The following is a 25059-nucleotide window of genomic DNA, read 5'->3' as shown; positions in this document are numbered from 1 at the left end:
CCGCTTCCCTGCCCTCGACCGCATTGGTCAGGACGATGAACTTGTAGCGCTGCCTGGACATGTCTCTCCCCATGCTTGCATGATGAAAGTTTACTTTGTCGTTGCGCGTGAATCCATTGAACTGGCGCAGTGTCGCGAATACGCTTCGCGCATGGCTCGCAACTGACATTCACGGAAATCGGAATTCTGGAGGGCGTCATGAAAGTTGCCTTGATAACGGGAGCCGGCAGCGGCATCGGGCGCGCAACTGCGCTCGCCTTCGTCAGGGAAGGCGTTGCTGTCGTGGGCATTGGCCGTCGCCAGAATCGGATGGATGAACTGGTCGAAGCTGCAGGCGACAAGGCGTCGCTGATTGCGACGCTCGCCATCGATGCGACGGCCGATGACGCGCCTGCCCGCGCGGTCGAAACAGCGATGTCTCGCTTCGGCCGGCTGGACTACCTCGTCAACAATGCCGGCATCGGCCGCCCGAAGCCTGTTCACGAGACCGACGATGCGTTTCTCGACGAGAATCTGAATCTGATGCTGCGCGCGCCGTTCCGCTTCATCAGGGAGGCGGTTCGGGTGATGGGGCCTGCGTCCTGCATCATCAACGTTTCGTCGACATATGCGTTGCTGGGCGGACTTCGCGGCGGAGCTTATTCGGCGGCAAAGGCCGGCCTGCTCGGCCTTACAACGCACGTCGCCGCGCAATATGGCAATATCGGCATACGCTGCAACGCTGTCGCGCCCGGCGTCGTCGAGACCGAGATGACCAATGACCGAATGAGCAGCGAGACCTATCGGCGCATGAACGAAGACATGACCCCTTCTCCGCCTGGAAAGTGGGGCACGGCCGATGACGTCGCCAACATGATCACCTTTCTCTGCTCGGATAAGGCGGGTTGGGTGAACGGCCAGTGCATCGCGATCGACGGCGGTTGGACATCCACCAAATACATGTCCGAGCGCGCCCTCGTCGCAGAGCGAACAATCGTTGCGCCGCAATTCGCCCATTCCGGTCGCGCGCTGTCCGGGAATCCGGGGTAGAAAATAGTCATCTCGGGAATCGCGCGAACCAGTTCCTGCGTGGTTGTTCTCCGGCATGGAGAATATCTGATCGGCGCCTGGCTGAGCAGCCCTGCGCACGATGGCGTTTCACCCCAGCAGCGCTGACGCGTATCCCTTTCCAACCAACTGGCCTTTTTCGTTCTTCACCATCAGGTTCAGCGTCGCCATCGCATTTTCACGCGCAATCAGCTCCAACTCGGCGAAGAGCGAATCTCCCGGCCAAACCTGCCTCCGAGACTGGAAGCCGAATGTCCGGAGCGCGCCGTCGCCGACGACATCCGTCAGCACCCTGCCGAGCAGGCCCATGGTCAGCATGCCGTGCGCGAATATGGTGGGATAGCCGGCGACCCTGGTGTTGAAGATTTCGTCGGTATGCTGCGGCGAGAAATCGCCGGAGGCGCCGGCGTACTGGATGATTTGCGTGCGTGTCAGATTTTCCACCATCGCGCGCCGCAGCCGCGCGCCGATCGGCAGCGCGGACAAGTCTGGCGCTCTTTCCGGACCGGAATACGCCGAATTTTCCTGCGGAAGCTGTGCCGCGACGGAATCCTCATTCTCCGCGCCAGCGCCGTCATCGACGATCCGCTCCGTGCGAAGAGCGATCGTAGAGCATTCGAGCATGGGGTCGCCCTGCTCGTCGATGAAGGTCGAGACGATTTCGGAAAATGTCAGTTTACCTGATCGCGCGCCCCACTTCTCCCACTGTCGCCCCTCGCGCGAACGAGCCGACAGCACCATGCCTGCGCGCAGCGGGCGAAAATAAGTAAACTGCGTTTCCGCATGCATGGCGGTCCCGCTCTTCCTCAGAGTCTGTGGCGTTCCCGTCGGCTCGCGGCCCGAGCCGAACCAGGGTTCGCCGAACCGGGGTCTGAAAGGCCAGTTCTCGTCAAAGTGGTTGGCGGCCTCGCTGAAAGTCGGCGGCGCGATGACGCCGCCGAATTTGGAGCGCTTCGCGTAGTCGACATCGGAGTAGATCGGATTGGGGTCGCCCAGCGATCGCGCGAAGAGCTTGATATGCCCCTCCTCGACGGGAAAGCGCCGGACATTTGGCAGAATGACGTCGCTCACGCCGGATTTCTCTCAGCGCCGATCGGGCGAGGCAAACGATACGTCATGAAATCAAGGCAGCGGGATGCAGTCGGGATCGAGCTTCACGTCGATGAGCAACGGCCGGCTTCTGTCGCGATGTTCGGTGGCCAGCGCCGCGCTTTCGAGCGCGTCCTCGTCACGAACCGTGACGCCAACGCCGCCGAGCGCTTCGGCCAGCGGCGCGAAGTCAGGCCAGTCGATGAGAGAGAGCTGGGGATCCCTTCCCTTGCGGCGAAACTGGATATGCTCAGCGCCATAACTGCCGTCATTGAGGATGATGACCACGAGATCGCAGCGTGCGCGAACGGCCGTCGCAAATTCAGTCAGGCAACCCAGCATGAAACCGCCATCGCCGCAGACGAGCAATGTAGGTTTTTCCGGCGCAGCGATCGAAGCGCCGATGGCCTGCCCCATGCCAAGCCCGATCGATGCGTAGCTTGCGGTGAACACGAATGAGCGTGGCCGCGCGACCTTGATGAGCGGCCATGTCTCGAAGACGTAGCGTCCCGCGTCCGTCGCAAACACGCGATCCACAGGCAACGCAGCGTCAAGGCGTTGCAGCGCCTGTCGCATGTCGACGGTTCCTCGCCTGCGTTCGCCGGGGACCTTTGCAGGCGGGCGGAATGTGGCGACTTTCTGCCGCAGATCGTCGGACGCCGCGCCGGAGCCCGGGATTTCGGCTTCATCGAGCCAGCGCGTCATGGCGTCGGCGGTCAGCACGACGTCGCCGACGAGGCCTGCGTCCGGCGTCAGATAGCGGCCGACATGCTCGCGCTCGTGACTGACATGGATGACGCGCTTGCCTTTCAGCAGACGATTTGAATCCGTCGTGAAGCGATTGAGGCTCGCGCCGAATGCGATCACGCAATCGCTCTCCGCGATCGCCTCCGCAGCGACCGCATTTGAAAGCGTGCCGAACACGCCGAGATTAAAGGGATGTGAGGCGAACAGGCCTTTCCCGAGAAGCGTCGTCGAAAGCGGCGCCTCCATGCGATCGGCCAGGCGAATGATCGCCGCTTCGGCCTCATGATCGAAGGCGCCTCGTCCGCCGAGCACAACAGGTCGCCTCGCCGACGCGATGATTCCGATCGCTTTGTCCATCTCGGGACCTTCGATCACGCCTCGTCGCGCGTCGGGGAGATAGAGTTCAAACGCGCGATCTTCGGCGTCGAGCCATTGCAGATCGGAAGGCATGTTGAGCGCCACAGGGCGCCGTTCGAGCGCGGCGCGGCGAAACGCTCGCGCGACATCGTCCGAAACCGTCGCCGCAGAGCGCAACTGTTCGAATCCGGCGCCGGTCGCTGTGATGAATTCGCGTTGCAGCGCCTTTTGCTGATGGTCCCGATCCTCGATCGGCGTGTCGCCGACAAGGAGCACAACAGGAACAGAATTTTTGACCCCTTCGATCAGGGCGGTCAGGCTGTTGGTCAGGCCCGGCCCATGGGTGACGGTCGCAACTCCGGTCCTGCCGGAGACCTGGGCGTAGCCGAGCGCCATCAGGACCGCGCCGGCTTCATTGGCCGCGGCGACATAGCGCCCGCCGCATTCGCGTGCGAACGCGTCCGCCATGTAGAGATTGGCGTCGCCGATGAGGCCGAACATGGTGTCGGCGCCAAGGCGCTTCAGCGCCTTCGCCAGCGCCTGATGGACCTTGATCTGAATCGTTCCCATCTCAGCACCTCTGACAAAGAGCGGCCGCCAGATTTTTTAGGTTAAATGGAAATCTTGAGTTAGTTCGTCGCGAAACGGCGGAGCCGCCTGAACGAACGGGTCCGCCGAGGCGCTCCGCATGGCCGCGCGATATTCCTCGATCAGCCGCGCGCAAAGATCGGCTGCGGCGGGCATGTCGTCGACGCCGCCGACGCCGTGGCCGGCGGACCAGATCCGGCTCCAGGCCTTGGCCTCGCTCATCATGTCGAGCTCGGCGTGCGCGGGAAGATTCGCCGGATCGAGACCTGCGGCGCGGATCGAGGGCGTCAGGAAATTCGCCGCAACGCCGGAGATATTCGGCGTGTACATGATGTCGGACATGCGGCTTTCAACGATCAGCGCCTTATGCGCGTCGGCGGCCGTCGCTTCCTTCGTCGCGATGAACCGGGTGCCGAGATAGGCCATGTCAGCGCCCATCATGCGCGCCGCTGCAATCTGCGCGCCAGTATTCATCGCGCCGGAGAGCACAATCGTTCCGGAGAAGACCTGCCTGATCTCCGAGACGAGCGCGAACGGGCTCATCAGCCCGGCGTGACCTCCGGCTCCGGCCGCGACTCCGATGATGCCGTCGACGCCGGCCTCCGCAGCCTTCTCGGCGTGACGGCGGCTGATGACATCGTGGAACACGACGCCGCCATAAGCGTGGACCGCGTCGACGAGTTCGCGCACGGCGCCAAGGGACGTGATCACCAGGGGCGTCTTGCGACGCACGACTTCGGCGAGATCGGCCTGCAGGCGCGAGTTCGAGCGATGCACGATGAGGTTCACACCATAAGGCGCCGATGTCGGCGCAAGCCGTTCGCCGATCTCGTCGAGCCAGCGGCCGAAACCTTCCGTGCTACGCTGATTGAGCGCGGGAAATGTTCCGATCAGTCCAGCATTGCAGCATGCAACGACAAGGTCGGGCCCCGAGGTCAGGAACATCGGCGCGACAATCGCCGGCAGCTTTAAATTCCGGAAGTTCGCAGGCGACGTCATGTCAGCGGCCTCTTGATGGCTTCAGGCCGTCGACGAGAATCGCAACGGTCTGGTCCGCCACGTCCTGCGCCGTAGCCGGTCCCTTGGGATCATACCATCGGGCGATCGAGTTCAAGGCGCCCGCCAGCGTGAATGCGATCGCGCGCACGTCGCCTGGAGCGATCGAGCCGTCCGCGACGCCGTCTGCGATCACGCCGCGAAGGACCTTGTCGATCTCGCGCTTTCCGGCGCGGAACTTCGCTCGGCTTTCCTGCGAGAGCTGATCATCGGAGGTGCGCATCACGCAGACTCCGAAATCGCGCGTCATCACCAGCGCGTATTCGCGCATCAGCGCGCGCAATCGATCGAGACCCGATCCGCCCTGCGCCGCCGCTGTTTCGACGGCGTCGCGGATGCGGTTGAGACCGAGCTGAACGCACGCGAACAGGATGTCATCCTTCGAAGCGAAATAGTGATAGATCGTCGGCTTCGTCACATTGAGCGCGAGAGCCACGTCATCGAGCGACGTCGCGTGGAAGCCCTTCATGTTGAAGAATCTGACGGCGGTGGTCAGCACCGCCTCGCGCTTCGCTTCACGCTCGCGCTCGCGATCTTCCCGGGCGCCCCAGGGCGATCGCGCTGCAGACGCGCGCCGCTTCGCCAAAGCCGCCTCCGATCTCGATCTATTCCGGCGTACCTTGTATACTCTGGGGTAACTTCCGTTTGAAGGCAAGCGATCCCGAACCGGACAGCGAGAAATAGCGAAGGGAAGCCTTGAAGCTCGGCCGAGCCGCATTCCTGCTATCGTAGATGACGAAAACCTCGCTTCGAAAGCGCGCAGCGCGCCTGACCGTCGCGCGTAAATCGGCAGCTTTCGCTGGTTATTCCCGCGCTCGCCTGTCTGCCGCCAATTCGATCGGCATCCTCACCGAATTGATAACCTTACCATTATCCAATAATACTGAAGTTAACATGACATTCGATACCGTCATCAACACATGGCGAAGATGCGCTCCATCACTATCGATAACAACGCCTTATCGGCAACTATCATCTGCTCTTCCCAAATTCTGGCGACAGGGCCTTCGATTGCCGAATTCCGGCGCCATGAACGCGCATCAGCCTGGTCTGCCTCACTGCCGCGCCCGGCCGCGCCTCGCTTTCAGCCGTTGGCCAATCAGCGCCATCAAGACCGGCCCGACGCTGAACTCCCCGGCGCGCGCTTTGTCGGTGAGCGATCTGAGATAGCCGCCGGCGCTGCGAATGGCTGGCGAGCCGTTTACGGCGATTCCGCCGTCGCCAACTGGCGCAGCCTCGCTGGAATGTTCGCACCGTTGCAGGATCGTCGCGACGGCGACCGCCGCCTCTCCCTCCCCCATCGCCTCGATCGCGTCGTGCCAGGCGTCGGGGCTGATCCCAAGCATGGGCCGAATGAGCCGCACGGTTTCCAGGAAGGTCTCCCAACTCCGGATCTGACCGCCGGACGCGTAGTCGCGAACGTCGGGACAGGCGTCGAGCACCATCCCGAGGGGATAAGCCCGTAAGGGGTCTGGCGGCGCGCTCCTGGATTCCGGCGTGGGCTCGATCTCGCCCCTGGCTTCTTTGGAAGCTGGTTCAACATCGGGGGTTGGGTGGTTTGAATTAGATTGATGCCGCTCGGTTTGAGAGTCATTGCCGCTTGAAATTTTGAAATCGATATTCTTCTCCAGCCATTTATCCACCTCCACCCGCAACGCCGCCAAGGCCCGCTCGATCGTCTCGAAGGCGCGGAGCCCCCTGAGCGTTCTGAATGGCGCCACGAGGCCCATGTAACGCGTCCGGATATCCTCCCACGGCCCTTCCATCTCCTCGTCGAGTCCAAGACCGATCAGCTTCGCGATGTCGCGCCGATGGAGCGTGATGCGCTCCTTCAGCATCCGGATCGCCTGGCGTTCGCGGCGGACCTCATCAGCAAGCCCTTCGATCTCGCTCGCGCGGGCGACGAGTGGCGCGAGATCGAAGCCAAACGCGTCCGAGAAGCGCTCCGCGCCGGTCGGATCCTTACGGGCGTAACGCTTGCCGTTCGGGCTGTCGCGCCGCGCGATCAGCCCCGCCTCGACAAGCGCGGCCAGATGCCGGCGCAGGGTCTGCTCCGCCATGCCGTGCGCGCGGAGGCACAGCATCCGGTTCGAGGGGAAAACCACGAGATCGCAGGATGCGCCCTCCCCTGCCCCTTGCTGAAGCTCCTGGGAGACGATCGGAAGCGAAAGCGCCGTCTCCTGATGGAAGGACAGGAGCGCGTTGAGCACGCCGAGCGCGCGATCGGACACGCCCAGCCGCTCCTTCGCTTCGGTAAGCGAGCGAAACAGCGCCCATTTATGGACAGCGGCCGGCTGATTGGAGCCGGGTTTCGCTGCATCGGCGATCGCCTGCGCCACCCGCTTCTGGGTGGCGATATGGGTAAGCTTCGCCGGTCGCCGCCCGAAAGGCGTCGTCGCCAGATGTTCTGCCATGATCTTTGCCTGTGTCAGGCAAAAGAAATTCGGCCGCCAAAATGGCGTTGAATCTCGTCAGAGACTCTTGACGGCGATTCGGGGAAGTGGGATTCTCTGTTTGCTAAGACGGAGAAGGCTTCCGGGACGTCAGTTCTGGGGGCCTTTTTCTTTTGCGCGATGCTCCTCGATGGGGGTGAAACGCAACAACTCGGGCGAAGCGCCTAGGGCGCTGTTCCTCTGTCTTCGGACGAGGCGGCGGCGCGCCGCTGCGCGTAGCTCTCGTAGATGTCAGGCAGCTGCTCGATCAGGAAGGCGGCGAAATCAGGCGCCGCCCGGTGCTGAATGCTCAGGACGGTTTCGCGATCGCCGGCGGAAATACGCACCGGCTTTTTCCCGTCCGGCGCAGTCCAGAGTTTGGGCCTTTTCGGCTCTGGCCGCCTGGGCGCGAAAGCCTCGAGAACCATGAGAAAGCGCTGATCGCTGTCCGCCTGCTGGAAGGCGGGCTCGATCGTCAGCGTTTCCAGACGGCTCCGCCATTCCATCTCGGAGAGGCGATGCGCAAGCGCCTGCCAGCGCGGCTCCCCCGCCTTAGGCGCCGGCCCGATCGCGACGGCGATCTCGCGCGGGATCGCCCGCGCCAGACTGAGAAGCCGCGACAGGTAGGACTTGTCGACCCCGAGCGCGGCCATGATGAGCTGGCGATCAAATCCCCGCTCCTCCAGCGATGCCGCGAACAGTCCGCGCTCGATCAGGCTGAGATCGGCGCGCGCTGAATTCTCCTGTCCCTGGACGACGACGAATTCCTCGTCGCTGAGGTTCTGGACGACGGCACGCACCGGTCGCCCGAGTTGCTTCAGCGCGCGCACCCGGCGATGGCCGAACGCGATCTGGAAGCGGTCGGGAACCTCCGGATGAGGTCGCACCAGGATCGGGCTGCGCTGCCCCTGCTCCCGGATCGCATCAAGCAGGACGCTGAATCCCGGCCCCTCGTCTGACAGGCGATCGGAGATGAAGGACGGGTCGAGCTTGTCGGCTGGAAGCTCGACGATCGACGCGCCGTTGGCGATCAGTTGCCGCGCATGCTCGGCGGCGTTGGCGATCTGACCCAGCGATCGGCCCATCGCCCCGACCACCGAAGATCGGAAATGGCCTGACGGCTTGGCGGCGTCTTCCGTCGCCGGCGTTGCGACGTCTTGAGGCGCCGGGTTGCGAGCTCGCAACTCCTCCCCGCGCCCTGACAGCATCGCCCTGAGAGTGTCCTTGCGGCTCACGAGCGATCCTCCCTCAGGCGACATTGCGAGCTTCTCCTGGAACCAGCCGCGGACCGGCGATCCGATGCGCGCGCGGGCAAGTTGCGAGCTCGCAACTCGTTGCCGAACGCGATATCGCCGCGGCTGCGGATGAGCCTCGCTGTCACGCCGCCCTCCCCCAGGCCTGCCGGATAAGACCCTCGATCTCGCCATTGACGGCGTCGAGCGCCTCGATCGCGCGGTCGTAGGTCTGCTTCGAAAAATTCTCGCGGCCGATCTCATAGAGCGTCTGCTTCGACAGGCCCGCATCCGAGATCGCCGTCGATTTCAGCATGGGATGGGTAAGCACGCGCTCGCGGAACAGCGAGCGCATGAACGCGACCATCTGCGTCTGCGGCGCGTCGGACGGTTCATAGCGCGTCACGACATAGCGGATGAAATCATAGTCAAGCGACCCGCCGGACTCCTGGACGACGCCGAGCACGTCAGACGCCATCAACAGGAACTGGCACATCGACATCACGTCGAGCATCTGCGGATGCACGGTGATCAGCAGGCCGCTCGCGGCGCACAGCGCTCCAAGCGTAAGGAATCCAAGCTGGGGCGGACAGTCGAGAACGATGACATCGTAATTGTCAGCCACGGACCCCAACGCGGTCGCCACCCGACCGAAGAAAGGCTCCGCCGATCGCTCCGCTAGCGCGCGCGGCGTCTCATGCTCATATTCCATGAGCTCAAGATTCCCCGGCACGATGTCGAGGCCGGCAATGTAGGTATGGCGAACGATCTCGCTCAGCGGGCGGCGGCGATCGTCATAGCGAACCGCGCCATACATCGTCTGGTTGGCCTGGATGTCATATTCCGGCTGGTAGCCATGGAGCGCGGTGAGGGAGGCCTGTGGATCGAGATCGACGGCGAGAACGCGGTATCCCTGCAGCGCCAGATATTGCGCGAGATGCGCCGCGGTCGTCGTCTTGCCGCTGCCGCCCTTGAAGTTGACGACAGCCATGACCTGACACGCTTCGTTTCCGGCGCGTCCGGGAACATATCGGCGTCCCTTTGATCCCTCGTCCAGCAGGCGCCTGAGCTCGTTGATCTGCTCAAGCGTGTAGAGCCGTCGCCCGCCGCTTCCTGTCGCCGGCTGGGGGCCTTTCCCGCCAAGCGAAATCTGCCTGAGATAGGCGTCGCCGATTCCGATCAGCTTCGCAGCTTCCACTGAAGAGAACGCGCGAAGCTGCTTCTGCGAAGCTGGCGGAAATAATGTCTCGCGCATCGACAGCAGCTCGGCCGACAATGCAGCGCCATCCGTTCCGATGACATCGGTCACCGAACGTTTGGACGCGACATGCGTCTCCATCTGCTGACTACGAAGATTAGACATAACTACGCGAAACGGCCCGAGTATGGATTTCCAGCGTAGCAAGACGCTACGATTCGGCGGCGTTTGCAAGCGAAGAAGGGTTAACGCGGATTAACTACTTCGCTTTCGCGTCGAGTTGCGAACTCGCAACTTCGCGCTCTCGTTCGATCAAATGATTCTCGCAGCGCGTCCAAGCCTGCGTTCGGCGTCGTTGTAATAGCGCGCAGCCTGCTGCACCGAGCGATGCTGCGACTGACCCATCGCTTCCTGAATCGGCACGCCTTTGCGCGCGGCCTCGGTGAGATAGCCCGAGCGCAATCCGTGCGCCGAAAATTCCGCGGGATCGAGACCCGCCAGCGCGACGCGTTTCTTCAGGATCAGATTTACCGCCTGGGGCGTCAGCGCGGCCGTATCAAGCTGGCCCCATTTGTTGATGGCGCGAAACACCGGACCCTTTTCGATCCCGGAGCGCGACAGCCACTCGCCGAGCGCGACGACAGGCCTGCCGACGAGATAGACCCGCGCATCATCCTCGGCGTTGGCGGTCTTTGTGCGGCCGAGCCGCAGCGACCGGCAGGGCAGGAGAGGGCTATCCTCCTTGCCCGGCCGCGCGGGAACCGGCGGCTCCTCGATGATGTCCTCGACCCGCAACCGGGCGATCTCGCTGCGGCGACGCCCGCCGGAACCAAAGGCTGCGAGGATCAGCGCGCGGTCGCGCAGATCGACCAGCCGGCCGGGGAGGGTGGTGCGCAGGAGCTTCTCGACGATGTCGGCGGTGACAGACTTCGCGCTCTTGCGGCGGGGCGTCCGCGCTGCCGCGCGAACGGCGAGGGTGAGCGCCTGACGCACCTGAGGCGCGGCGAAGGGTCCTTCAAGACCGCGCCAGTGATGCAGGGTCGACCACAGAGCGAGGCGGCGGCGAACGGTCGCCGGCGCGTGCGGCCCCTCGACCTTGAGAGCGCCGGCCGCCCACAGCGCCTCGGCCACCTCCTGCGGCATGCCGTGATGCGGATCGGTTTCGCGCCGGACGGGATCCCAGAGATGATGAGCGACGAATTTGATCACCAGCGCTTCCGGCGCCGGCCAGGGGAGGGGAGAGCCCACAGCCGCCTGATGCCAGCGTTCGAGATAGGCGAGATCGGACGCAAGCGCGCGCAGACTGTTCGCGCCCATGCCTTGCGCCACAAGGTGTTTGAGCGTGGCGACGTCGGCATCGGTCAGGAGAGCCGAGAGCTCGTCGCGGCGCTGATAGGGCAGGAAGCCCGCAAGCGCGTTGAGTTCGGCGAAGCGCGCCAGCTCGGGATCCGCAGACGAACCGCTCATGACGCGGTCCGGACATTGGCGAGACCGGCCGCGCCAAAGAACCTGCCCGCGGCCGCATGGTTTTCCGCGGCAGGCGCGACGCGGCGCGGCCTCGGATCGATGCGAAGAATGATGGGCGCGCGGATCAGCATGGGAATCGCCGGAGAACTGTAACAGCGTTTCTTCAGAATCGCGTGCGACAACAGCCGACGAAGCCGATTTCACGTCAGGTCTGGCGGCCCGGACTGGCGTCGCGCCGGTAGAATTTCAGAAAAAGGGCGGCTGGCGATCCCGCGGCCAAGCTCCTCGCGCATTCAATGCGTCTCCCAGACGGAAGGCAGGCCGGCTTTAGCTTCCAAGAAAGTGTCGGGCGCTATTCTTATCAGATTGTTGGAAGACCCAATAAAACTAATTCGATAATCGCCTTTGGCGTTGCCGTGGCGTCTGCGGCGCAGACGCAATCGACTTTCGCTCCGGTTTCCGCGCCTCAGATTAAGTCAAATAGTATGACTATTGATCGCCGGCGTTTGTTGAGCTACGGATGCCTTACGCACGAAGAGGCGTCTCGACTTCAACACCCAAGGGAGAAAACCATGAGGCGTAGAATTACGCTGGCCAGCCTGCTGGCCGCGACGGCGCTCGCGGGCGCGATGTCGGTTGCGAGCGCGGCGGAATTGACCGTCGGCTTCTCTCAGATCGGATCGGAGTCCGGCTGGCGCGCCGCCGAGACATCCGTTTCCAAGGTCGAAGCGAAGAAGCGCAACGTCAATCTCAAGATCGCCGATGCGCAGCAGAAGCAGGAAAACCAGATCAAGGCGATCCGTTCGTTCGTCGCGCAGCGCGTCGACGCGATCTTTCTCGCGCCCGTCGTCTCCACCGGCTGGGACGCCGTGCTGAAGGAAGCCAAGGACGCGAAAATCCCGGTGATCCTACTCGATCGCGACATCGATCCCTCGGGCAAGGAGCTCTACCTCACGGCCGTCACCTCTGACAGCGTCCATGAAGGCGAGGTCGCGGGCCAGTGGCTCGTGAAAACGATCGGCTCCAAAGCCTGCAACGTCGTCGAGCTGCAGGGCACCGTCGGCGCGAGCGTCGCGACGAACCGCAAGAAGGGCTTCGACACCGCGATCGCGTCCGCGTCCAACATCAAGCTCGTGCGCAGCCAAACTGGCGACTTCACCCGCGCCAAGGGCAAGGAAGTGATGGAGAGCTTCATCAAGGCCGAAGGCGGCGGCAAATCGATCTGCGCCGTCTATGCGCACAATGACGATATGATGATCGGCGCCATTCAGGCGATGAAGGAAGCGGGGTTGAAGCCCGGCAAGGATATTCTGACTGTGTCGATCGACGCCGTGCCCGACATCTTCAAGGCGATCGCAGCGGGCGAAGCGAATGCGACGGTCGAGCTGACGCCTGACATGGCCGGCCCGGCGCTCGACGCGCTTATCGCCTTCAAGAGCAAGGGAACGGTTCCGCCGAAATGGATCCAGACGGAGTCGCGGCTCTATACCGCGAACGACAATCCGCAGAAGCAATACGATTCGAAAAAAGACTTGGGCTACTGAGCCGAGAGGCCGCCGTCACCCCTCTGCGTGAGCCGGCATGACGATGTCGAGTGAACGCCCCGCGCTGCTTGCCGCGCGGGGCCTGTCGAAAAGCTTCGGCGCGCTGCGGGCGCTCGATGCCGTCGATTTCACGCTGCGGGAGGGCGAGATTCACGCCCTCCTCGGCGAGAACGGCGCCGGCAAATCGACTCTCATCAAGACGATCACCGGCGTGCTGTCCCGCGACGCCGGGACCGTCACCTTGGACAATGTGGAGATCGCGCCGCGATCGACCCAGGAGGCGCTTCAGGCCGGCATCGCCACGGTCTATCAGGAGGTCAATCTCCTGCCGAACCTGTCCGTCGCCCAGAATCTATTTCTTGGACGGCAGCCGACCCGGTTCGGGCTGGTGCGCGAAAAGGAAATGCGCCGGCGCTCGGCTGACATTTTGAGCAGCTATGGCCTCGCGATCGACGTCGCCGCGCCGCTCGGCGACTATTCCGTCGCCGTGCGGCATGTGGCGGCGATCGCACGCGCCGTCGATATGTCGGCGCGGGTCCTCATCCTCGACGAACCGACCGCGAGCCTCGACGCCCATGAGGTCGCCATTCTCTTTGACGTCATGCGCAAACTCGCCGCTCGGGGGCTTGGCATTATCTTCGTCACCCATTTTCTCGATCAGGTCTACGCCATCTCCGATCGCATCACCGTGCTGCGGAACGGAAAGCTGATTGGCGAGCGCGAAACCGCTTCCCTGCCGCGCCTGGAGCTCGTGCGCATGATGCTCGGCCGCGAATTGAGCGATGCGACGAGTGAACATCAGGCGGAGACCATACGGCGCGAATCCGCCTCGCGCGAAAGCGCGCTCATCCGCTTCGAGAATTTCGGCAAGGCCGGCTATGTCGCGCCGTTCAATCTCGTGCTGAAGCGCGGCGAGGTCGTCGGCCTTGCGGGCCTTCTCGGCTCCGGACGAACGGAGACCGCGCGGCTGCTGTTCGGCGCCGAGCCGGCTGACAGCGGGCGCGTCACGGTGGCGGGACAGGAAACGCGGCTGCGTTCGCCCCGCGACGCGATCCGGCTCGGATTCGGCTTTTGCCCGGAGGAGCGCAAGACGGACGGCGTCGTCGCGGAACTCTCCGTGCGCGAGAATATCGTCCTCGCGCTGCAGGCGCATCGTGGCCCCTTGAATCCGCTGTCGCGTCGCGAACAGGATGAGATCGCGCGCCGGTTCATCACCATGCTCGACATCCGTCCCGCCGATCCCGAACGTCCCATCGGCCTGCTGTCGGGAGGCAATCAGCAGAAGGCGCTGCTCGCGCGCTGGCTCGCCACCGAGCCTCGCTTTCTCATTCTCGATGAGCCGACCCGCGGCATCGATGTCGGCGCGCACGCCGAGATCATCCGTCTTATTCGCCGGCTGTGCGATGAGGGACTGTCGCTCGTCGTCATCTCGTCGGAGCTTGAGGAGATCACGACCTATGCGGATCGCGTGATCGTCATGCGCGACCGCGCGCAGGCGGCGATGCTCGAAGGTCCGGCGGTGGAGGTGACCTCCATCCTGCACGCCATCGCCGGCGAACAGGATTCGCATGCCGCGAGACGCATGCAATGAGTCCGCGTTTTCTTCGCGCCGGCGCGCCTCAGATCGCCGCCTTCGTCGCGCTGCTGCTGATCGACTGGCAGGTGTCGCCGCAATTCTTCGATCTGCGCATGCAGGACGGCCGGCTGTTCGGCAGTCTGGTCGATGTCTTCAACCGCGGCACGCCGGTCGCGCTCCTGTCGCTCGGCATGGTGCTGGTGATCGCGACGCGCGGCATCGATCTCTCGGTTGGCGCGGTGATGGCGATCGCGGGCGCCATCGCCGCCAGTCTCGCCGACTCCCATTCGCTGCCGATCGTCCTTGTCGCCGCGCTCGGCGCCGGCCTTCTCTGCGGCGCCTGGAACGGCATGCTGGTCGCCGTCTTCGGCATCCAGCCGATCATCGCCACGCTGATCCTCATGGTCGCCGGGCGCGGCGTGGCCCAGCTCATCACGCAGGGGCGCATCGTCACCTTCAACTCGCCCGATCTCGCCTGGTTCGGAAATGGCGCCATCGCCGGCGTCCCCGTTCCCGTCGCGCTGACGATCGCGGTGCTGCTGCTGACGCTGGCGGCCGTGCGCGGCACCGCGCTTGGGCTGCTGATCGAGGCGACCGGCGCCAATGCGAAGGCGAGCGCGCTCGCCGGCGTCGAGACCCGCGGCACGACTTTCGCCGTCTATGTCTGGAGCGGCTTCTGCGCCGCGCTCGCCGGGATCGTCGCGGCCGCTGACATCCTCGGCGCCGACGCCAACAATGCCGGCCTCTGGCTTGAGCTCGATGCGATCCTCGCCGTTGTGATCGCCGGCAGCTCGCTGCTCGGCGGCCGCTTCAGCCCAAGCCTCGCAGTGCTCGGCGCGTTCATCATTCAAGCGATGAACACCGGCATCCTGCTCTCCGGCTTCCGGCCCGAATTCAATCTCATCGTCAAGGCCGGCGTCGTGATGGCGGTGTTGTTGTTGCAGTCACCGAAACTGACATGGATGAGCGGCCGTCTCGCGCGGGGACCGGCGTGACCCGCTATCTCCCGCTCCTGATCACCGCCGCCGTTTTCGTTCTCGGCTATGGAATCTGCGCCGCGCAATTCCCCGCTTTCCTCTCGACGCGCGTCGTCGCCAATCTCCTGACTGACAACGCCTTCCTCGGCGTGGTCGCGGTCGGCATGACGCTGGTGATCATCTCCGGCGGCATCGATCTCTCGGTCGGCTCGGTGATCGGCTTCACCACGGTCTTTCTCGCGCTGGCGATCGATCGCTGGGGCGTCCCGCCTTTCCTCGCGTTCTTTCTCGCCTTCGTCATCGCCGGCCTGTTCGGAGCGGCGATGGGCGGCGTCATTCACGCCTTCGACATGCCGCCCTTCATTGTGACGCTCGCCGGGATGTTCCTCGCGCGCGGCGCGGCCTTTCTCCTCTCGACAGAATCCATCCCGATCCGGTCGCCGGCATATGACTGGATCACGGAGACGAGCTTTCGCCTGCCGGGGGGAGGGCGCCTGACAATCGTCGCGATCATCATGCTGATCGTCTTCATCATCGGCGGCGTGCTGCTGCATTTCACGCGCTTCGGCGCGAACATCTATGCGCTTGGCGGCAGCCGGGTCTCGACCGGTCTCATGGGAATCAGGGTGGGGCGCAACACAGTCGCGATCTACGCCTGCTCGGGCGCGCTCGCCGGCCTCGCGGGCATCGTGTTTTCGCTTTACACCTCGTCGGGCTATTCGCTGTCGGCGGTCGGGATCGAACTCGACGCCATCGCCGCCGTCGTGATCGGCGGCACGTTGCTGACCGGCGGCTACGGTTTCATCGCCGGCGCCTTCCTTGGCGTGATGATGCAGGGGCTCATCCAGACCTACATCAATTTCGACGGCTCGCTGTCGAGCTGGTGGACGAAGATCGCGACAGGAATCCTGCTGTTCCTTTTCATCGCGCTCCAACAGGCGACACTGACGATTTCCGCGCGCGCGACACGTCGCACATCGACGGCGCGTCCCGCCGGTTCGCCGATCGCAGGCGTCGCGAGGACGGCGTCATGAGGACAGCGTCATGAGCGCAGACCTCGTCGTTCTTCCCGCCCGCCGCGCCCATTCGAACTACGCCGAGGTGGCGCGGACGCTCGCGATCGACATCATCTCGGGCCGCCTCGCGCATATGCAGAAGCTGCCGGGCGACGCCGAACTCATGCTGCGCTTCGGCGTGTCGCGGCCGGTGCTGCGCGAAAGCGTGAAGACGCTGGTGGCGAAAGGATTGCTGACGACGAAAGCGCGCGTCGGCACTGTGGTGCGCCAACGCTCCGCCTGGAACATGTTCGATACGGACGTGCTGTCCTGGCATCTTCAGGCCGGCATCGACGGACGGTTCCTGCGCGATCTCGCCGAAATCAGGCTGGCGGTGGAGCCCCACGCGGCCGCGCTCGCCGCCTTCAGGCGAAACGACGCTCATATTGACGCGATGCGCGCCGGGCTCGCGCAGATGGAGCGCGAATCCTCCAACTCCACCGGTTTCGCCGACGGCGATCTTGCGCTTCATCTCGCCGTGGCGAGCGCGTCGGGCAACGCCTTCATGCGCTCCGTCGGCAGCGTGATCGACGCGGCGCTGCGCGCATCCTTTCTGCTCAGCGCGCCGATCGAGCCAGGCGATCGCGAGCAGGTGCTGAAAATGCACGGAGAGATCATCGACGCGATCGCCGGGCGCAACGCGGAAGAGGCGGCCGCCGCCATGACCGCCTGCATCCATAACGGCTTGCGTCGGCACGGCGCCGCAGGCAAGCAAACAAACTTCGACAAGCCATGAGCGGAATTTCACCGAGGTTGTCATGACAAGTCATTCGCGGCCCTATCGCGGCGTCTTCCCCGTCGTCCCCACGATCTTTAACGACAATGGCGCGCTCGATCTCGCCGGCCAGCGCCGCTGTCTCGATTTCATGATCGATGCGGGCTCGAACGGGCTCTGCATCCTCGCCAATTTCTCCGAGCAGTTCGTGCTGACCGACGCCGAGCGCGACACGGTGATGGAGACGGCGCTCGCCCATGTCGCAGGCCGCGTTCCCGTGATCGTCACGACGAGCCATTTCTCCAGCGACGTCTGCGCCGCGCGTTCAAGGAAAGCGCAGGAGATGGGCGCGGCCATGGTGATGATCATGCCGCCCTATCACGGCGCGACCTTCAGGGTGGGCGAGGGCGCGATCGAAGCGTTCTTCCGCCGGGTCGCCAGCGCGATCTCGATCCCGATCATGATCCAGGACGCGCCGGTCGCGGGAACGCCGCTGTCGCCGCCGTTTCTCGCAAAGCTCGCGAAAGAGATCGAGCAGATCCGCTATTTCAAGATCGAGGTCGCGCAGGCCGCCGCGAAGCTGCGCACGCTGCTTGCGCTCGGCGGTGAAACGATCGAAGGCCCATGGGACGGCGAAGAAGCGATCACTCTGATGGCCGATCTCGACGCCGGCGCGACCGGTTCGATGACCGGCGGCGGCTATCCCGACGGCATCCGGCAAATCATCGATCCCTATCTCGCCGGGCGTCGCGCCGAAGCGATGGCCGCCTATGCGAAATGGCTGCCGCTGATCAATTACGAGAACCGGCAGACAGGACTGTCCGCAGCGAAAATCCTGATGAAGGAAGGCGGCGTGATCACATCGGCGGCGGTTCGTCACCCACTCGAATTGCCGCATCCCGCGACGCAGGCCGGATTGATAGAAATTGCGCGCAGCCTCGATCCACTCGTCCTGCGCTGGGGGCGATGAGATCGATTCAATGCAGCGCCTGACGGCGGACTCTGTCCGCCGCTCCAGAACGACCAACAATGTGAGCAAGACCGGTTAACCCAGGGAGTAGACAATGACCCGACGCAAAATGATTGTTTCGAGCCTGATGCTGGGAGCGCTTGCGCTCGCGGGTCCGGCGTTCGCGCAATCCAAGCCGACCATCGGCATCGCGATGCCAACGAAATCGTCGGCGCGCTGGATCTCGGACGGCGACAACATGGTCAAGGTGTTGAAGGAGCGCGGCTACAACACCGATCTGCAATATGCCGAAGACGACATTCCGAACCAGCTCTCGCAGATCGAGAACATGGTGACGAAGGGCGCGAAAGTGCTTGTGATCGCGGCGATCGACGGCACCACGCTCTCCGACATCCTGAAGCAGGCCGCCGCGGCCGGGGTGAAGGTCATCGCCTATGATCGTCTGATCCGCGACACGCCGAATGTCGACTATTACGCGACATTCGACAATTTCCAGGTCGGCGTGCTGCAGGCGCAGTCGCTCGTGAAGGGCCTTGGCCTTCCCGACGCCAAGGGGCCGTTCAACATCGAACTGTTCGGCGGCTCGCCCGACGACAACAACGCCTACTTCTTCTATGACGGCGCAATGTCGGTGCTGAAGCCCTACATCGACAACAAGCAGCTTGTCGTGCGCAGCGGCCAGATGGGCATGGACAAGGTGTCAACGCTGCGCTGGGACGGCGCGACCGCCCAGGCGCGCATGGATAATCTGCTCAGCGCTTACTATACCGACAAGCGGGTCGACGCGGTGCTGTCGCCCTATGACGGCCTGTCGATCGGCATCCTCTCCTCGCTGAAAGGCGTGGGCTACGGCTCGGGCTCGATGAAGATGCCCTTTGTGAGCGGCCAGGATGCGGAGGTGCCGTCGGTCAAGTCGATCCTCGCCGGCGAGCAATATTCGACCATCTTCAAGGACACCCGCGATCTCGCGAAAGTGACAGCCGACATGGTCGACGCCATGCTCAGCGGCAAGCAGGTGCAAGTCAACGACACCAAGACCTACAACAATGGCGTCAAGGTCGTGCCGTCCTTTCTCCTGAAGCCGGTCGCGGTCGACAAGAGCAACTGGGAGCAGGCGCTGATCGCCAGCGGCTATTACAAGGCGAACCAGATTCGCTAACGTCAGTGATTGATCAAGCGGCCGCGCGTGAGCGCGGCCGCTCCGGAAGTTGGGAGACGCGATGAGCGCCATCCTCGAAATGCGCGGCATCAGCAAGTCCTTCACCGGCGTGAAGGCCCTGAGCGACGTGTCCTTCACCGTCGAACCCGGAGAAATCCACGCGCTGGTTGGCGAGAACGGCGCCGGCAAATCAACGCTGATGAAGGTGCTGAGCGGCGTCTATCCCCACGGCTCCTATGAAGGCGCCATTGTCTTCAATGGCGAGGAGCGCCGCTTCCGCGGCATCACGGATTCCGAAGCGCTCGGCATCATCATCATCCATCAGGAGCTGGCGCTGATTCCGCTGATGTCGATCGCGGAGAATATCTATCTCGCAAAGCCGCCAGGGCGTTTCGGCGTGATCGACCGCGAGGCCGCCTATCGCAGCACGCAGGCGCTGCTCGCCAAGGTCGGGTTGCGCGAGGCGCCGGATACGCTGATCACCGATCTCGGCGTCGGCAAGCAGCAGCTCGTCGAGATCGCCAAGGCGCTCTCCAAGGATGTGCGGCTGCTCATTCTCGACGAGCCGACGGCGAGCCTCAACGAGCAGGACAGCGAGGCGCTGCTCGAGCTGCTGACCGAGTTCCGCGCGCACGGCATCTCGTCGATCCTGATTTCCCACAAGCTGAACGAGGTCTCCCGCGTCGCCGACCGCATCACGGTGCTGCGCGACGGCCGCGCCGTCGACACGCTCGACTGCCGCGCGGGACCGGTCGAGGAAGATCGCATCATCCGGCGCATGGTCGATCGCGATCTCGAACATCGCTATCCCAAACGCGAGCCGAAGATCGGCGAAATCGTGTTCTCGGTCGAGAACTGGTCGGCCTATCATCCGCTCGACGCCGAACGGCAGATCGTCAAGAACGTGAATTTTCATGTCCGGCGCGGCGAGATCGTCGGCGTCGCCGGCCTCATGGGCGCGGGCCGCACCGAATTCGCCATGAGTCTGTTCGGCCGCTCCTATGGTCAGAAGATCAGCGGCCGCGCGAAGATGGACGGGCGCGAAGTCGATCTCTCCACAGTGCGGCGCGCGATCGACGCCGGGCTCGCCTACGTCACCGAGGATCGCAAGGAGCTCGGCCTGATCCTCGCCGAGGACATCCGCAAGAATGTCACGCTGGCCAATCTCGACGCTGTGGCGCCGGGCCGCGTCATCGACGACATGCGCGAATTGAAGGTCGCCAGCGACTATCGCAATCGCATGCGCATCCGCTGCTCCAGCGTCTATCAGGAGTCCGGCCAGCTCTCCGGCGGCAACCAGCAGAAGGTGGTGCTGTCGAAGTGGCTGTTCACCGACCCGCAGGTGCTCATCCTCGATGAACCGACGCGGGGCATCGATGTCGGCGCAAAGTATGAAATCTACTGCATCATCAACGAGCTTGCGGACGCCGGGCGCGGCGTCATCATGATCTCGTCGGAAATGCCGGAGCTGCTCGGCGTGTGCGACCGGATCTGCGTCATGAATGAGGGCGCGTTCGTCGGAGAATTTCCGGCCGCGGAAGCGAGCCAGGAGAAGATCATGCGGGCGATCGTGCAGAAGGGGGAAAGGCCATGAGCGGCGAGATCCTGCAAGGAGCGCCTGCGCGGACCGACGAGCGGCGCATCGGCGGCCTGATCAAGTCCAGCCTGCGCGAATATGGCATGCTGCTCTCGCTGGTCGCGATCATGATCTTCTTCCAGTTCGCGACCAACGGGACGCTGCTGCGCCCCCTCAATCTCACCAATCTCGTGCTGCAGAACAGCTTCATCGTCATCATGGCGCTGGGCATGCTGCTGGTCATCGTCACCGGGCATATCGACCTTTCGGTCGGCTCGGTCGCGGGCGCTGTCGGCGCCGTCGCGGCGGTGCTGATGGTGCGCTACCAGGTGCATTACATTCCCGCGGTCCTGATCTGCCTCGCCTTCGGCGCGCTCATCGGCGCGGCGCAAGGCTATTGGGTCGCCTATTTCAAGATTCCGTCTTTCATCGTCACGCTCGCGGGCATGCTGGTGTTCAAGGGATTCGCGCTCGCGATCCTGCAGGGCCAGTCGGTCGGGCCGTTTCCGCCGACCTTCCAGAAGCTCTCCTCGGGCTTCATTCCCGAGCTGTTTCCCGAGGCGACCGGGCTTTACCCGACCTCGCTCGCGATCGGCGCTGCGCTGGTGCTTGCGCTCGTCATTCTCAATTTCAAGAGCCGCGCCCGCCAGCAGAGCCATGACGTGCCGGTCGAGCCGCAGGCGTTCTTCATCGGCAAGAATATCGGGTTCGCGGCGGTGATCCTCTACGCGACCTATCTCATCGCCTCCTATCGCGGCCTGCCCAATGTGCTGATCATCATGGCCGCGCTGATCGCGCTCTATGGCTTCGTCACCACGCGGACGACCATGGGGCGACAGATCTATGCTGTCGGCGGCAATGCGCGCGCGGCGAAACTGTCCGGCGTGAGAACGGAGCGGCTCACCTTCCTCGCCTTCGTGAATATGGGCGTGCTGGCGGCGCTCGCCGGTCTCGTCTTCGCCGCGCGCCTCAACACGGCGACGCCGAAAGCGGGCCTCGGATTCGAGCTCGACGTGATCGCCGCCTGCTTCATCGGCGGCGCGTCGGCCTATGGCGGCGTCGGGCGCGTCTCCGGCGCTGTCATCGGCGCGCTGATCATGGGCGTGATGAACAATGGCATGTCGATCCTCGGCATCGGCATCGACTATCAGCAGGTCATCAAGGGCGTCGTGCTGCTCGGCGCCGTCTGTCTCGACGTCTACAACCAGAAGCGATCCTGAAAGAGAGGTCGCGCCTTATCGGGTATAATCGGGTATGGAATTGGCTGTCCTGTCGCCTCAATCTTCCGCGATCAGCGCCGCGAGAAAATCCTCTTCGGCGTCGCGCAGCCATTCATAGGCGCGCGCCCAGGTCGACGTGTCCGTCGACGCAAGCGGCAGCCGGCGCAGCAGCGGAACTTCATCATCGAGACGGGCGGCGAGCCGCGTCTCGAGTTCAGCCTTGCGCGGGCCCAGCAGAACGCGCGTCGCTGAGAGGGGAACGCCGCGCAGGCCGCGCACGAACAGCCCGACGCTACGATTGGTGATGTAGAGCGCGATGTTCAGCTCCGTTCCCGCGACAGGACGCCAGCGCGAGAAGCCGTTGCCCTTGACATAGGGCGCGCCGCGGCGACCCTTTTCGAAACCTTGCCAGAAAAGCTGGCGGTCGCGCGCGGAGAGACCGCGCAAGCCGATGCGAGGCAGGTCCCACTCATGAACGACCGGCTTCGCACGAAATGTCATTCTGATCTTCCCGACATGACAAACACACTGGATGGTTCATTATAGCCGCGCGTGCTCGCTGTGCGAGCCCAGCGGCTTCGCGCGCGCGCGCCGTATGATCGACGTCCGGGGCCGCGGCGCAAATGGATTGCTCGAACTGGCGTCGCCAAGCGCGGTGATCGCGAACAGGAGTGAGGGGACAGCGCATGAGACTGACGATCCTGAATGGTCCCAATCTCAACCTGCTCGGCGAGCGCGAGCCTGAGATCTATGGCTCCACCACCCTCGCCGAGATCGAAACGGATTGCCGCGCCTGCGCGGAGCGCATCGGCGCGTCGCTCTCTTTCCATCAGTCCAACCATGAAGGCGTGCTGGTCGACTGGATACAGGCCGCGCGGTTGAACTCCGACGCACTCATCATCAATCCTGCAGGTTACTCATTCAGTTCGATCGCGATGCTGGATGCGATGAAAATCTTCAAAGGCCCGATCATCGAGCTTCATATCTCCAACATTCACGCGAGAGACGAGCAGCACCGCCATTCGAAACTGTCGGTGGCGGCGACGGCCGTAATCTGCGGCGTCGGGCCTCGCGGATACCTCCTCGCGATGGAAGCGGCCGCTTACCTGCTCGGTCGCTCCGTGAGAGGCGCTGCATGACCGCGCGCATTATTCGCAAGCTTGATTTCACCGAAGTCGAGCGACTCGTCGACTGGGCGGCTGATGTCGGCTGGAATCCCGGGCTGAACGACGCCGCCGCGTTCCACGCCACCGACCCTGATGGCTTCATCGGCGCCTTCATTGATAGCGAAATGGTCGCGGGAATTTCCGCGGTCGCCTATGGCGCGAGCTATGGCTTCATCGGCCTCTATATCAGCCGCCCCGGCAGGCGCGGCGAAGGCCATGGCAAGGCGGTGTGGCAAGCCGGCATGGCGCGGCTCACGGGTCGCACGATTGGTCTCGACGGAGTCGATGAGCAGTTCGAGAATTATCGCAGCAAGGGTTTTGCGCCGGCCTATCGCACGATCCGTTTTGGCGGCGCGTATGCTGGCCGGCGGGAGGACAATAGCAGCATCGCCGCGGCCAGCGATGATCTCCTGTCCGCAATCCCGGCTTTCGATCGCCGGAGCTTCCCCGAGGCGCGCGACGCGTTTCTGACGCGATGGCTCAAGCCTCCGCATGTCGTGCGCGTCGCGATGTCGAATGGCGCGATCACGGGATATGGCGTCGTGCGCAAATGCCGCGAAGGCTGGAAGATCGGCGGATTATCCGCAGTCGATGACGACAAGGCCGCTGCGCTTTTTCATTCGCTGGCTGGCGCCGCAAGCGGAGACAATATCTATATCGATGTCCCCGAGGCGCGGCGATCATTCATCGCTTTCCTCAAGGCGTCGGGCTTGCAGCCGGGATTTGAGACGACGCGGATGTATCTCGGCGAACAGATTCCGTTCGCGCCCGAACTCTTCGCTGTCACGACGCTGGAACTGGGCTGAAATTCACCCTTTGGCGTCGCGATGGAATCGCGCGTCGCTCTCGCCTTGGACCAAAGAGAGCGGCCAGAGCCGCAACCGTTCCCCGGACTCAACCTCTCCATCGCTCGGCTGCATCGCCGACAGAAGCGTCTCGCCGAGACAGGCGCCGAGTTCGCGCAACGACACCCTGAAGCAGGTCAGCGCGGGAGTGAGAAACTGGCAGGCGGGATTGTCGCGAAAGCCGATGATCGCGATATCGCGACCCGGTTCGAGATTCCGATCCCGGAGATAGCGATAGAGGCCAATCGCATGAGTCGACTGGCCAAGAACGATCGCCGTCGGCGGCGTCTCGATCGATAGCAGCGCTTGCCCAAGCTCATAGCCGCCATCGACCGTCTCCGGCGCGCGCACGACCAGCGCCGGATCAGGCTCGATGCCGCGGCGACGCAACGCCGCCTCGAACGCGTCGGCAAACACGACGCGACTGTTCGCTTCGCGCGTCGTCAGGCCAAGCGCAATGCGCCGATGCCCCGATCGCGCCAGCCGATCGACAGCCTGTTCGGCGACGCCTTCAAAGTCGAGATCGATCCACGGATGGTCCCCGCCGGACAGGCTTCGCCCAAGCGCCACGAACGGAATCCCGCGTGCAAGCAGATAATCGATGCGCGCATCAATGCGCTGCGTATCAGAAACGATGAAGCCGTCCGCGAGGCCGCGCTCGACGGCGCGCCGGAGATACTGATCCTGATCGAAGCCGGACCCGCAAGGCAGGACGATAAGATCAAGCCCCGCCTGCGCCAGCACGCCCTGCAGGCCCTCGCTCAAATTCAGAAAGAAGGTCTCGCCGAAGGTCGCGATGTCGACATTGGTGCGCATCATCAGCGCGACGGCGCGCGTCACGCCCTGGCGAAGCGCGCGGCCCGACTGGTTCGGCGCATAGCCGAAACGGCTCGCAGCCTCGAGCACGCGCGACCGTGTCACCGGACTCACATCCTCGCGCCCGTTCAGCGCCCGCGAGACGGTGCCGATGGAGATGTTGAGCCGCCGCGCGAGTTCGCGGATGCCGATGCCCTTCTGCTCCATTACCCCTCGTTCCCGCCTCG

22 protein-coding genes are annotated in these 25059 nt (G+C 63.8%); 12 read left to right on the top strand and 10 right to left on the bottom strand.

Annotated elements, in window-relative coordinates; genetic code table 11:
- Positions 1 to 198: 198 nt before the first annotated feature.
- Positions 199 to 1029, top strand: a complete 831-nt coding sequence (locus tag L8F45_RS28080; protein WP_342363696.1) for an SDR family NAD(P)-dependent oxidoreductase — start codon at positions 199 to 201, stop codon at positions 1027 to 1029.
- 108 nt (positions 1030 to 1137) lie between these two features.
- Here L8F45_RS28080 and L8F45_RS28075 read toward each other — a convergent pair whose 3' ends face one another.
- The 8 genes from L8F45_RS28075 to L8F45_RS28040 form a co-directional block, all read right to left on the bottom strand.
- Entirely contained in the window at positions 1138 to 2118 is a 981-nt protein-coding gene (locus L8F45_RS28075) for a MaoC/PaaZ C-terminal domain-containing protein (RefSeq protein ID WP_342363695.1), read from the bottom strand.
- Between the two features lie 51 nt (positions 2119 to 2169).
- Positions 2170 to 3810 (bottom strand): thiamine pyrophosphate-binding protein, encoded by a 1641-nt coding sequence (locus L8F45_RS28070; protein ID WP_342363694.1) that lies wholly within the window; start codon positions 3808 to 3810, stop codon positions 2170 to 2172.
- A 36-nt stretch (positions 3811 to 3846) separates the two neighbouring features.
- A complete protein-coding gene (locus tag L8F45_RS28065; RefSeq protein WP_342363693.1) occupies positions 3847 to 4827 on the bottom strand; it encodes an NAD(P)H-dependent flavin oxidoreductase in 981 nt (326 codons plus the stop codon).
- A gap of 1 nt (position 4828) precedes the next feature.
- A complete protein-coding gene (locus tag L8F45_RS28060) occupies positions 4829 to 5470 on the bottom strand; it encodes a TetR/AcrR family transcriptional regulator (RefSeq protein ID WP_342363692.1) in 642 nt (213 codons plus the stop codon).
- A 469-nt stretch (positions 5471 to 5939) separates the two neighbouring features.
- A complete protein-coding gene (gene repC, locus L8F45_RS28055) occupies positions 5940 to 7298 on the bottom strand; it encodes a plasmid replication protein RepC (protein ID WP_342363691.1) in 1359 nt (452 codons plus the stop codon).
- Between the two features lie 203 nt (positions 7299 to 7501).
- Entirely contained in the window at positions 7502 to 8575 is a 1074-nt protein-coding gene (gene repB / locus L8F45_RS28050) for a plasmid partitioning protein RepB (protein WP_342363690.1), read from the bottom strand.
- A 118-nt stretch (positions 8576 to 8693) separates the two neighbouring features.
- A complete protein-coding gene (gene repA, locus L8F45_RS28045) occupies positions 8694 to 9887 on the bottom strand; it encodes a plasmid partitioning protein RepA (protein WP_425330062.1) in 1194 nt (397 codons plus the stop codon).
- A 171-nt stretch (positions 9888 to 10058) separates the two neighbouring features.
- Positions 10059 to 11213, bottom strand: coding sequence for a site-specific integrase (locus L8F45_RS28040; protein ID WP_342363688.1), 1155 nt, complete (start codon positions 11211 to 11213; stop codon positions 10059 to 10061).
- A 572-nt stretch (positions 11214 to 11785) separates the two neighbouring features.
- Here L8F45_RS28040 and ytfQ point away from each other — a divergent pair.
- The 9 genes from ytfQ to mmsB all read left to right on the top strand — a co-directional run bounded on the left by ytfQ (position 11786) and on the right by mmsB (position 22005).
- Entirely contained in the window at positions 11786 to 12757 is a 972-nt protein-coding gene (gene ytfQ / locus L8F45_RS28035; protein ID WP_425330051.1) for a galactofuranose ABC transporter, galactofuranose-binding protein YtfQ, read from the top strand.
- Positions 12758 to 12794: 37 nt separating this feature from the next.
- Positions 12795 to 14348: a sugar ABC transporter ATP-binding protein gene (locus L8F45_RS28030; RefSeq protein ID WP_342363687.1), complete on the top strand. Its 1554-nt coding sequence runs from the start codon at positions 12795 to 12797 to the stop codon at positions 14346 to 14348.
- A complete protein-coding gene (locus tag L8F45_RS28025) occupies positions 14345 to 15328 on the top strand; it encodes an ABC transporter permease (RefSeq protein WP_342363686.1) in 984 nt (327 codons plus the stop codon). The genes L8F45_RS28030 and L8F45_RS28025 overlap by 4 nt, the downstream gene beginning before the upstream one ends.
- The gene (yjfF, locus tag L8F45_RS28020; protein ID WP_342363685.1) at positions 15325 to 16344 is read left to right on the top strand and encodes a galactofuranose ABC transporter, permease protein YjfF; all 1020 of its coding nucleotides are present in this window, start codon (positions 15325 to 15327) and stop codon (positions 16342 to 16344) included. Before L8F45_RS28025 ends, yjfF begins: the two co-directional genes overlap by 4 nt.
- 10 nt (positions 16345 to 16354) lie before the next feature.
- Positions 16355 to 17101: a FadR/GntR family transcriptional regulator gene (locus tag L8F45_RS28015; protein ID WP_342363684.1), complete on the top strand. Its 747-nt coding sequence runs from the start codon at positions 16355 to 16357 to the stop codon at positions 17099 to 17101.
- Between the two features lie 22 nt (positions 17102 to 17123).
- Complete coding sequence (locus L8F45_RS28010) at positions 17124 to 18050, top strand: dihydrodipicolinate synthase family protein (RefSeq protein ID WP_342363683.1); 927 nt, start codon at positions 17124 to 17126, stop codon at positions 18048 to 18050.
- Between the two features lie 94 nt (positions 18051 to 18144).
- A complete protein-coding gene (gene chvE / locus L8F45_RS28005) occupies positions 18145 to 19209 on the top strand; it encodes a multiple monosaccharide ABC transporter substrate-binding protein (protein ID WP_342363682.1) in 1065 nt (354 codons plus the stop codon).
- A gap of 61 nt (positions 19210 to 19270) precedes the next feature.
- A complete protein-coding gene (mmsA, locus tag L8F45_RS28000; RefSeq protein WP_342363681.1) occupies positions 19271 to 20803 on the top strand; it encodes a multiple monosaccharide ABC transporter ATP-binding protein in 1533 nt (510 codons plus the stop codon).
- Positions 20800 to 22005, top strand: a complete 1206-nt coding sequence (gene mmsB / locus L8F45_RS27995) for a multiple monosaccharide ABC transporter permease (protein ID WP_342363680.1) — start codon at positions 20800 to 20802, stop codon at positions 22003 to 22005. The genes mmsA and mmsB overlap by 4 nt, the downstream gene beginning before the upstream one ends.
- A 57-nt stretch (positions 22006 to 22062) precedes the next feature.
- On the opposite strand, the gene L8F45_RS27990 is transcribed toward mmsB, so the two are convergent.
- Positions 22063 to 22506, bottom strand: a complete 444-nt coding sequence (locus L8F45_RS27990; RefSeq protein WP_342363679.1) for a hypothetical protein — start codon at positions 22504 to 22506, stop codon at positions 22063 to 22065.
- 185 nt (positions 22507 to 22691) lie between these two features.
- Between L8F45_RS27990 and L8F45_RS27985 the strand changes: the two genes are divergently transcribed.
- The gene (locus tag L8F45_RS27985; RefSeq protein ID WP_342363678.1) at positions 22692 to 23144 is read left to right on the top strand and encodes a type II 3-dehydroquinate dehydratase; all 453 of its coding nucleotides are present in this window, start codon (positions 22692 to 22694) and stop codon (positions 23142 to 23144) included.
- A complete protein-coding gene (locus L8F45_RS27980) occupies positions 23141 to 23977 on the top strand; it encodes a GNAT family N-acetyltransferase (RefSeq protein ID WP_342363677.1) in 837 nt (278 codons plus the stop codon). Before L8F45_RS27985 ends, L8F45_RS27980 begins: the two co-directional genes overlap by 4 nt.
- Positions 23978 to 23980: 3 nt before the next feature.
- Here L8F45_RS27980 and L8F45_RS27975 read toward each other — a convergent pair whose 3' ends face one another.
- Entirely contained in the window at positions 23981 to 25039 is a 1059-nt protein-coding gene (locus tag L8F45_RS27975; RefSeq protein ID WP_342363676.1) for a substrate-binding domain-containing protein, read from the bottom strand.
- Positions 25040 to 25059: the final 20 nt, after the last annotated feature.

Source organism: Terrirubrum flagellatum, assembly GCF_022059845.1.
GTDB classification, from domain to species: Bacteria; Pseudomonadota; Alphaproteobacteria; order Rhizobiales; family Beijerinckiaceae; genus Terrirubrum; species Terrirubrum flagellatum.
The sequence above is the reverse complement of the archived record's forward strand: the minus strand, read 5'-3'. Positions and strand labels throughout refer to the sequence as shown.

Bases quoted from the DNA above. Each gene is read 5' to 3' on its own strand.
- L8F45_RS28065 (WP_342363693.1), bottom strand. From the start codon at position 4,827: ATGACGTCGCCTGCGAACTTCCGGAATTTAAAGCTGCCGGCGATTGTC.
- L8F45_RS27980 (WP_342363677.1), top strand. From the start codon at position 23,141: ATGACCGCGCGCATTATTCGCAAGCTTGATTTCACCGAAGTCGAGCGA.
- mmsA (WP_342363681.1), top strand. From the start codon at position 19,271: ATGAGCGCCATCCTCGAAATGCGCGGCATCAGCAAGTCCTTCACCGGC.
- L8F45_RS28040 (WP_342363688.1), bottom strand. From the start codon at position 11,213: ATGAGCGGTTCGTCTGCGGATCCCGAGCTGGCGCGCTTCGCCGAACTC.
- chvE (WP_342363682.1), top strand. From the start codon at position 18,145: ATGACCCGACGCAAAATGATTGTTTCGAGCCTGATGCTGGGAGCGCTT.
- L8F45_RS27985 (WP_342363678.1), top strand. From the start codon at position 22,692: ATGAGACTGACGATCCTGAATGGTCCCAATCTCAACCTGCTCGGCGAG.
- mmsB (WP_342363680.1), top strand. From the start codon at position 20,800: ATGAGCGGCGAGATCCTGCAAGGAGCGCCTGCGCGGACCGACGAGCGG.
- L8F45_RS28070 (WP_342363694.1), bottom strand. From the start codon at position 3,810: ATGGGAACGATTCAGATCAAGGTCCATCAGGCGCTGGCGAAGGCGCTG.
- L8F45_RS28080 (WP_342363696.1), top strand. From the start codon at position 199: ATGAAAGTTGCCTTGATAACGGGAGCCGGCAGCGGCATCGGGCGCGCA.
- L8F45_RS28015 (WP_342363684.1), top strand. From the start codon at position 16,355: ATGAGCGCAGACCTCGTCGTTCTTCCCGCCCGCCGCGCCCATTCGAAC.
- repB (WP_342363690.1), bottom strand. From the start codon at position 8,575: ATGTCGCCTGAGGGAGGATCGCTCGTGAGCCGCAAGGACACTCTCAGG.
- repA (WP_425330062.1), bottom strand. From the start codon at position 9,887: ATGGAGACGCATGTCGCGTCCAAACGTTCGGTGACCGATGTCATCGGA.
- ytfQ (WP_425330051.1), top strand. From the start codon at position 11,786: ATGAGGCGTAGAATTACGCTGGCCAGCCTGCTGGCCGCGACGGCGCTC.
- L8F45_RS28010 (WP_342363683.1), top strand. From the start codon at position 17,124: ATGACAAGTCATTCGCGGCCCTATCGCGGCGTCTTCCCCGTCGTCCCC.
- L8F45_RS28030 (WP_342363687.1), top strand. From the start codon at position 12,795: ATGACGATGTCGAGTGAACGCCCCGCGCTGCTTGCCGCGCGGGGCCTG.
- L8F45_RS27990 (WP_342363679.1), bottom strand. From the start codon at position 22,506: ATGACATTTCGTGCGAAGCCGGTCGTTCATGAGTGGGACCTGCCTCGC.
- L8F45_RS28025 (WP_342363686.1), top strand. From the start codon at position 14,345: ATGAGTCCGCGTTTTCTTCGCGCCGGCGCGCCTCAGATCGCCGCCTTC.
- L8F45_RS27975 (WP_342363676.1), bottom strand. From the start codon at position 25,039: ATGGAGCAGAAGGGCATCGGCATCCGCGAACTCGCGCGGCGGCTCAAC.
- repC (WP_342363691.1), bottom strand. From the start codon at position 7,298: ATGGCAGAACATCTGGCGACGACGCCTTTCGGGCGGCGACCGGCGAAG.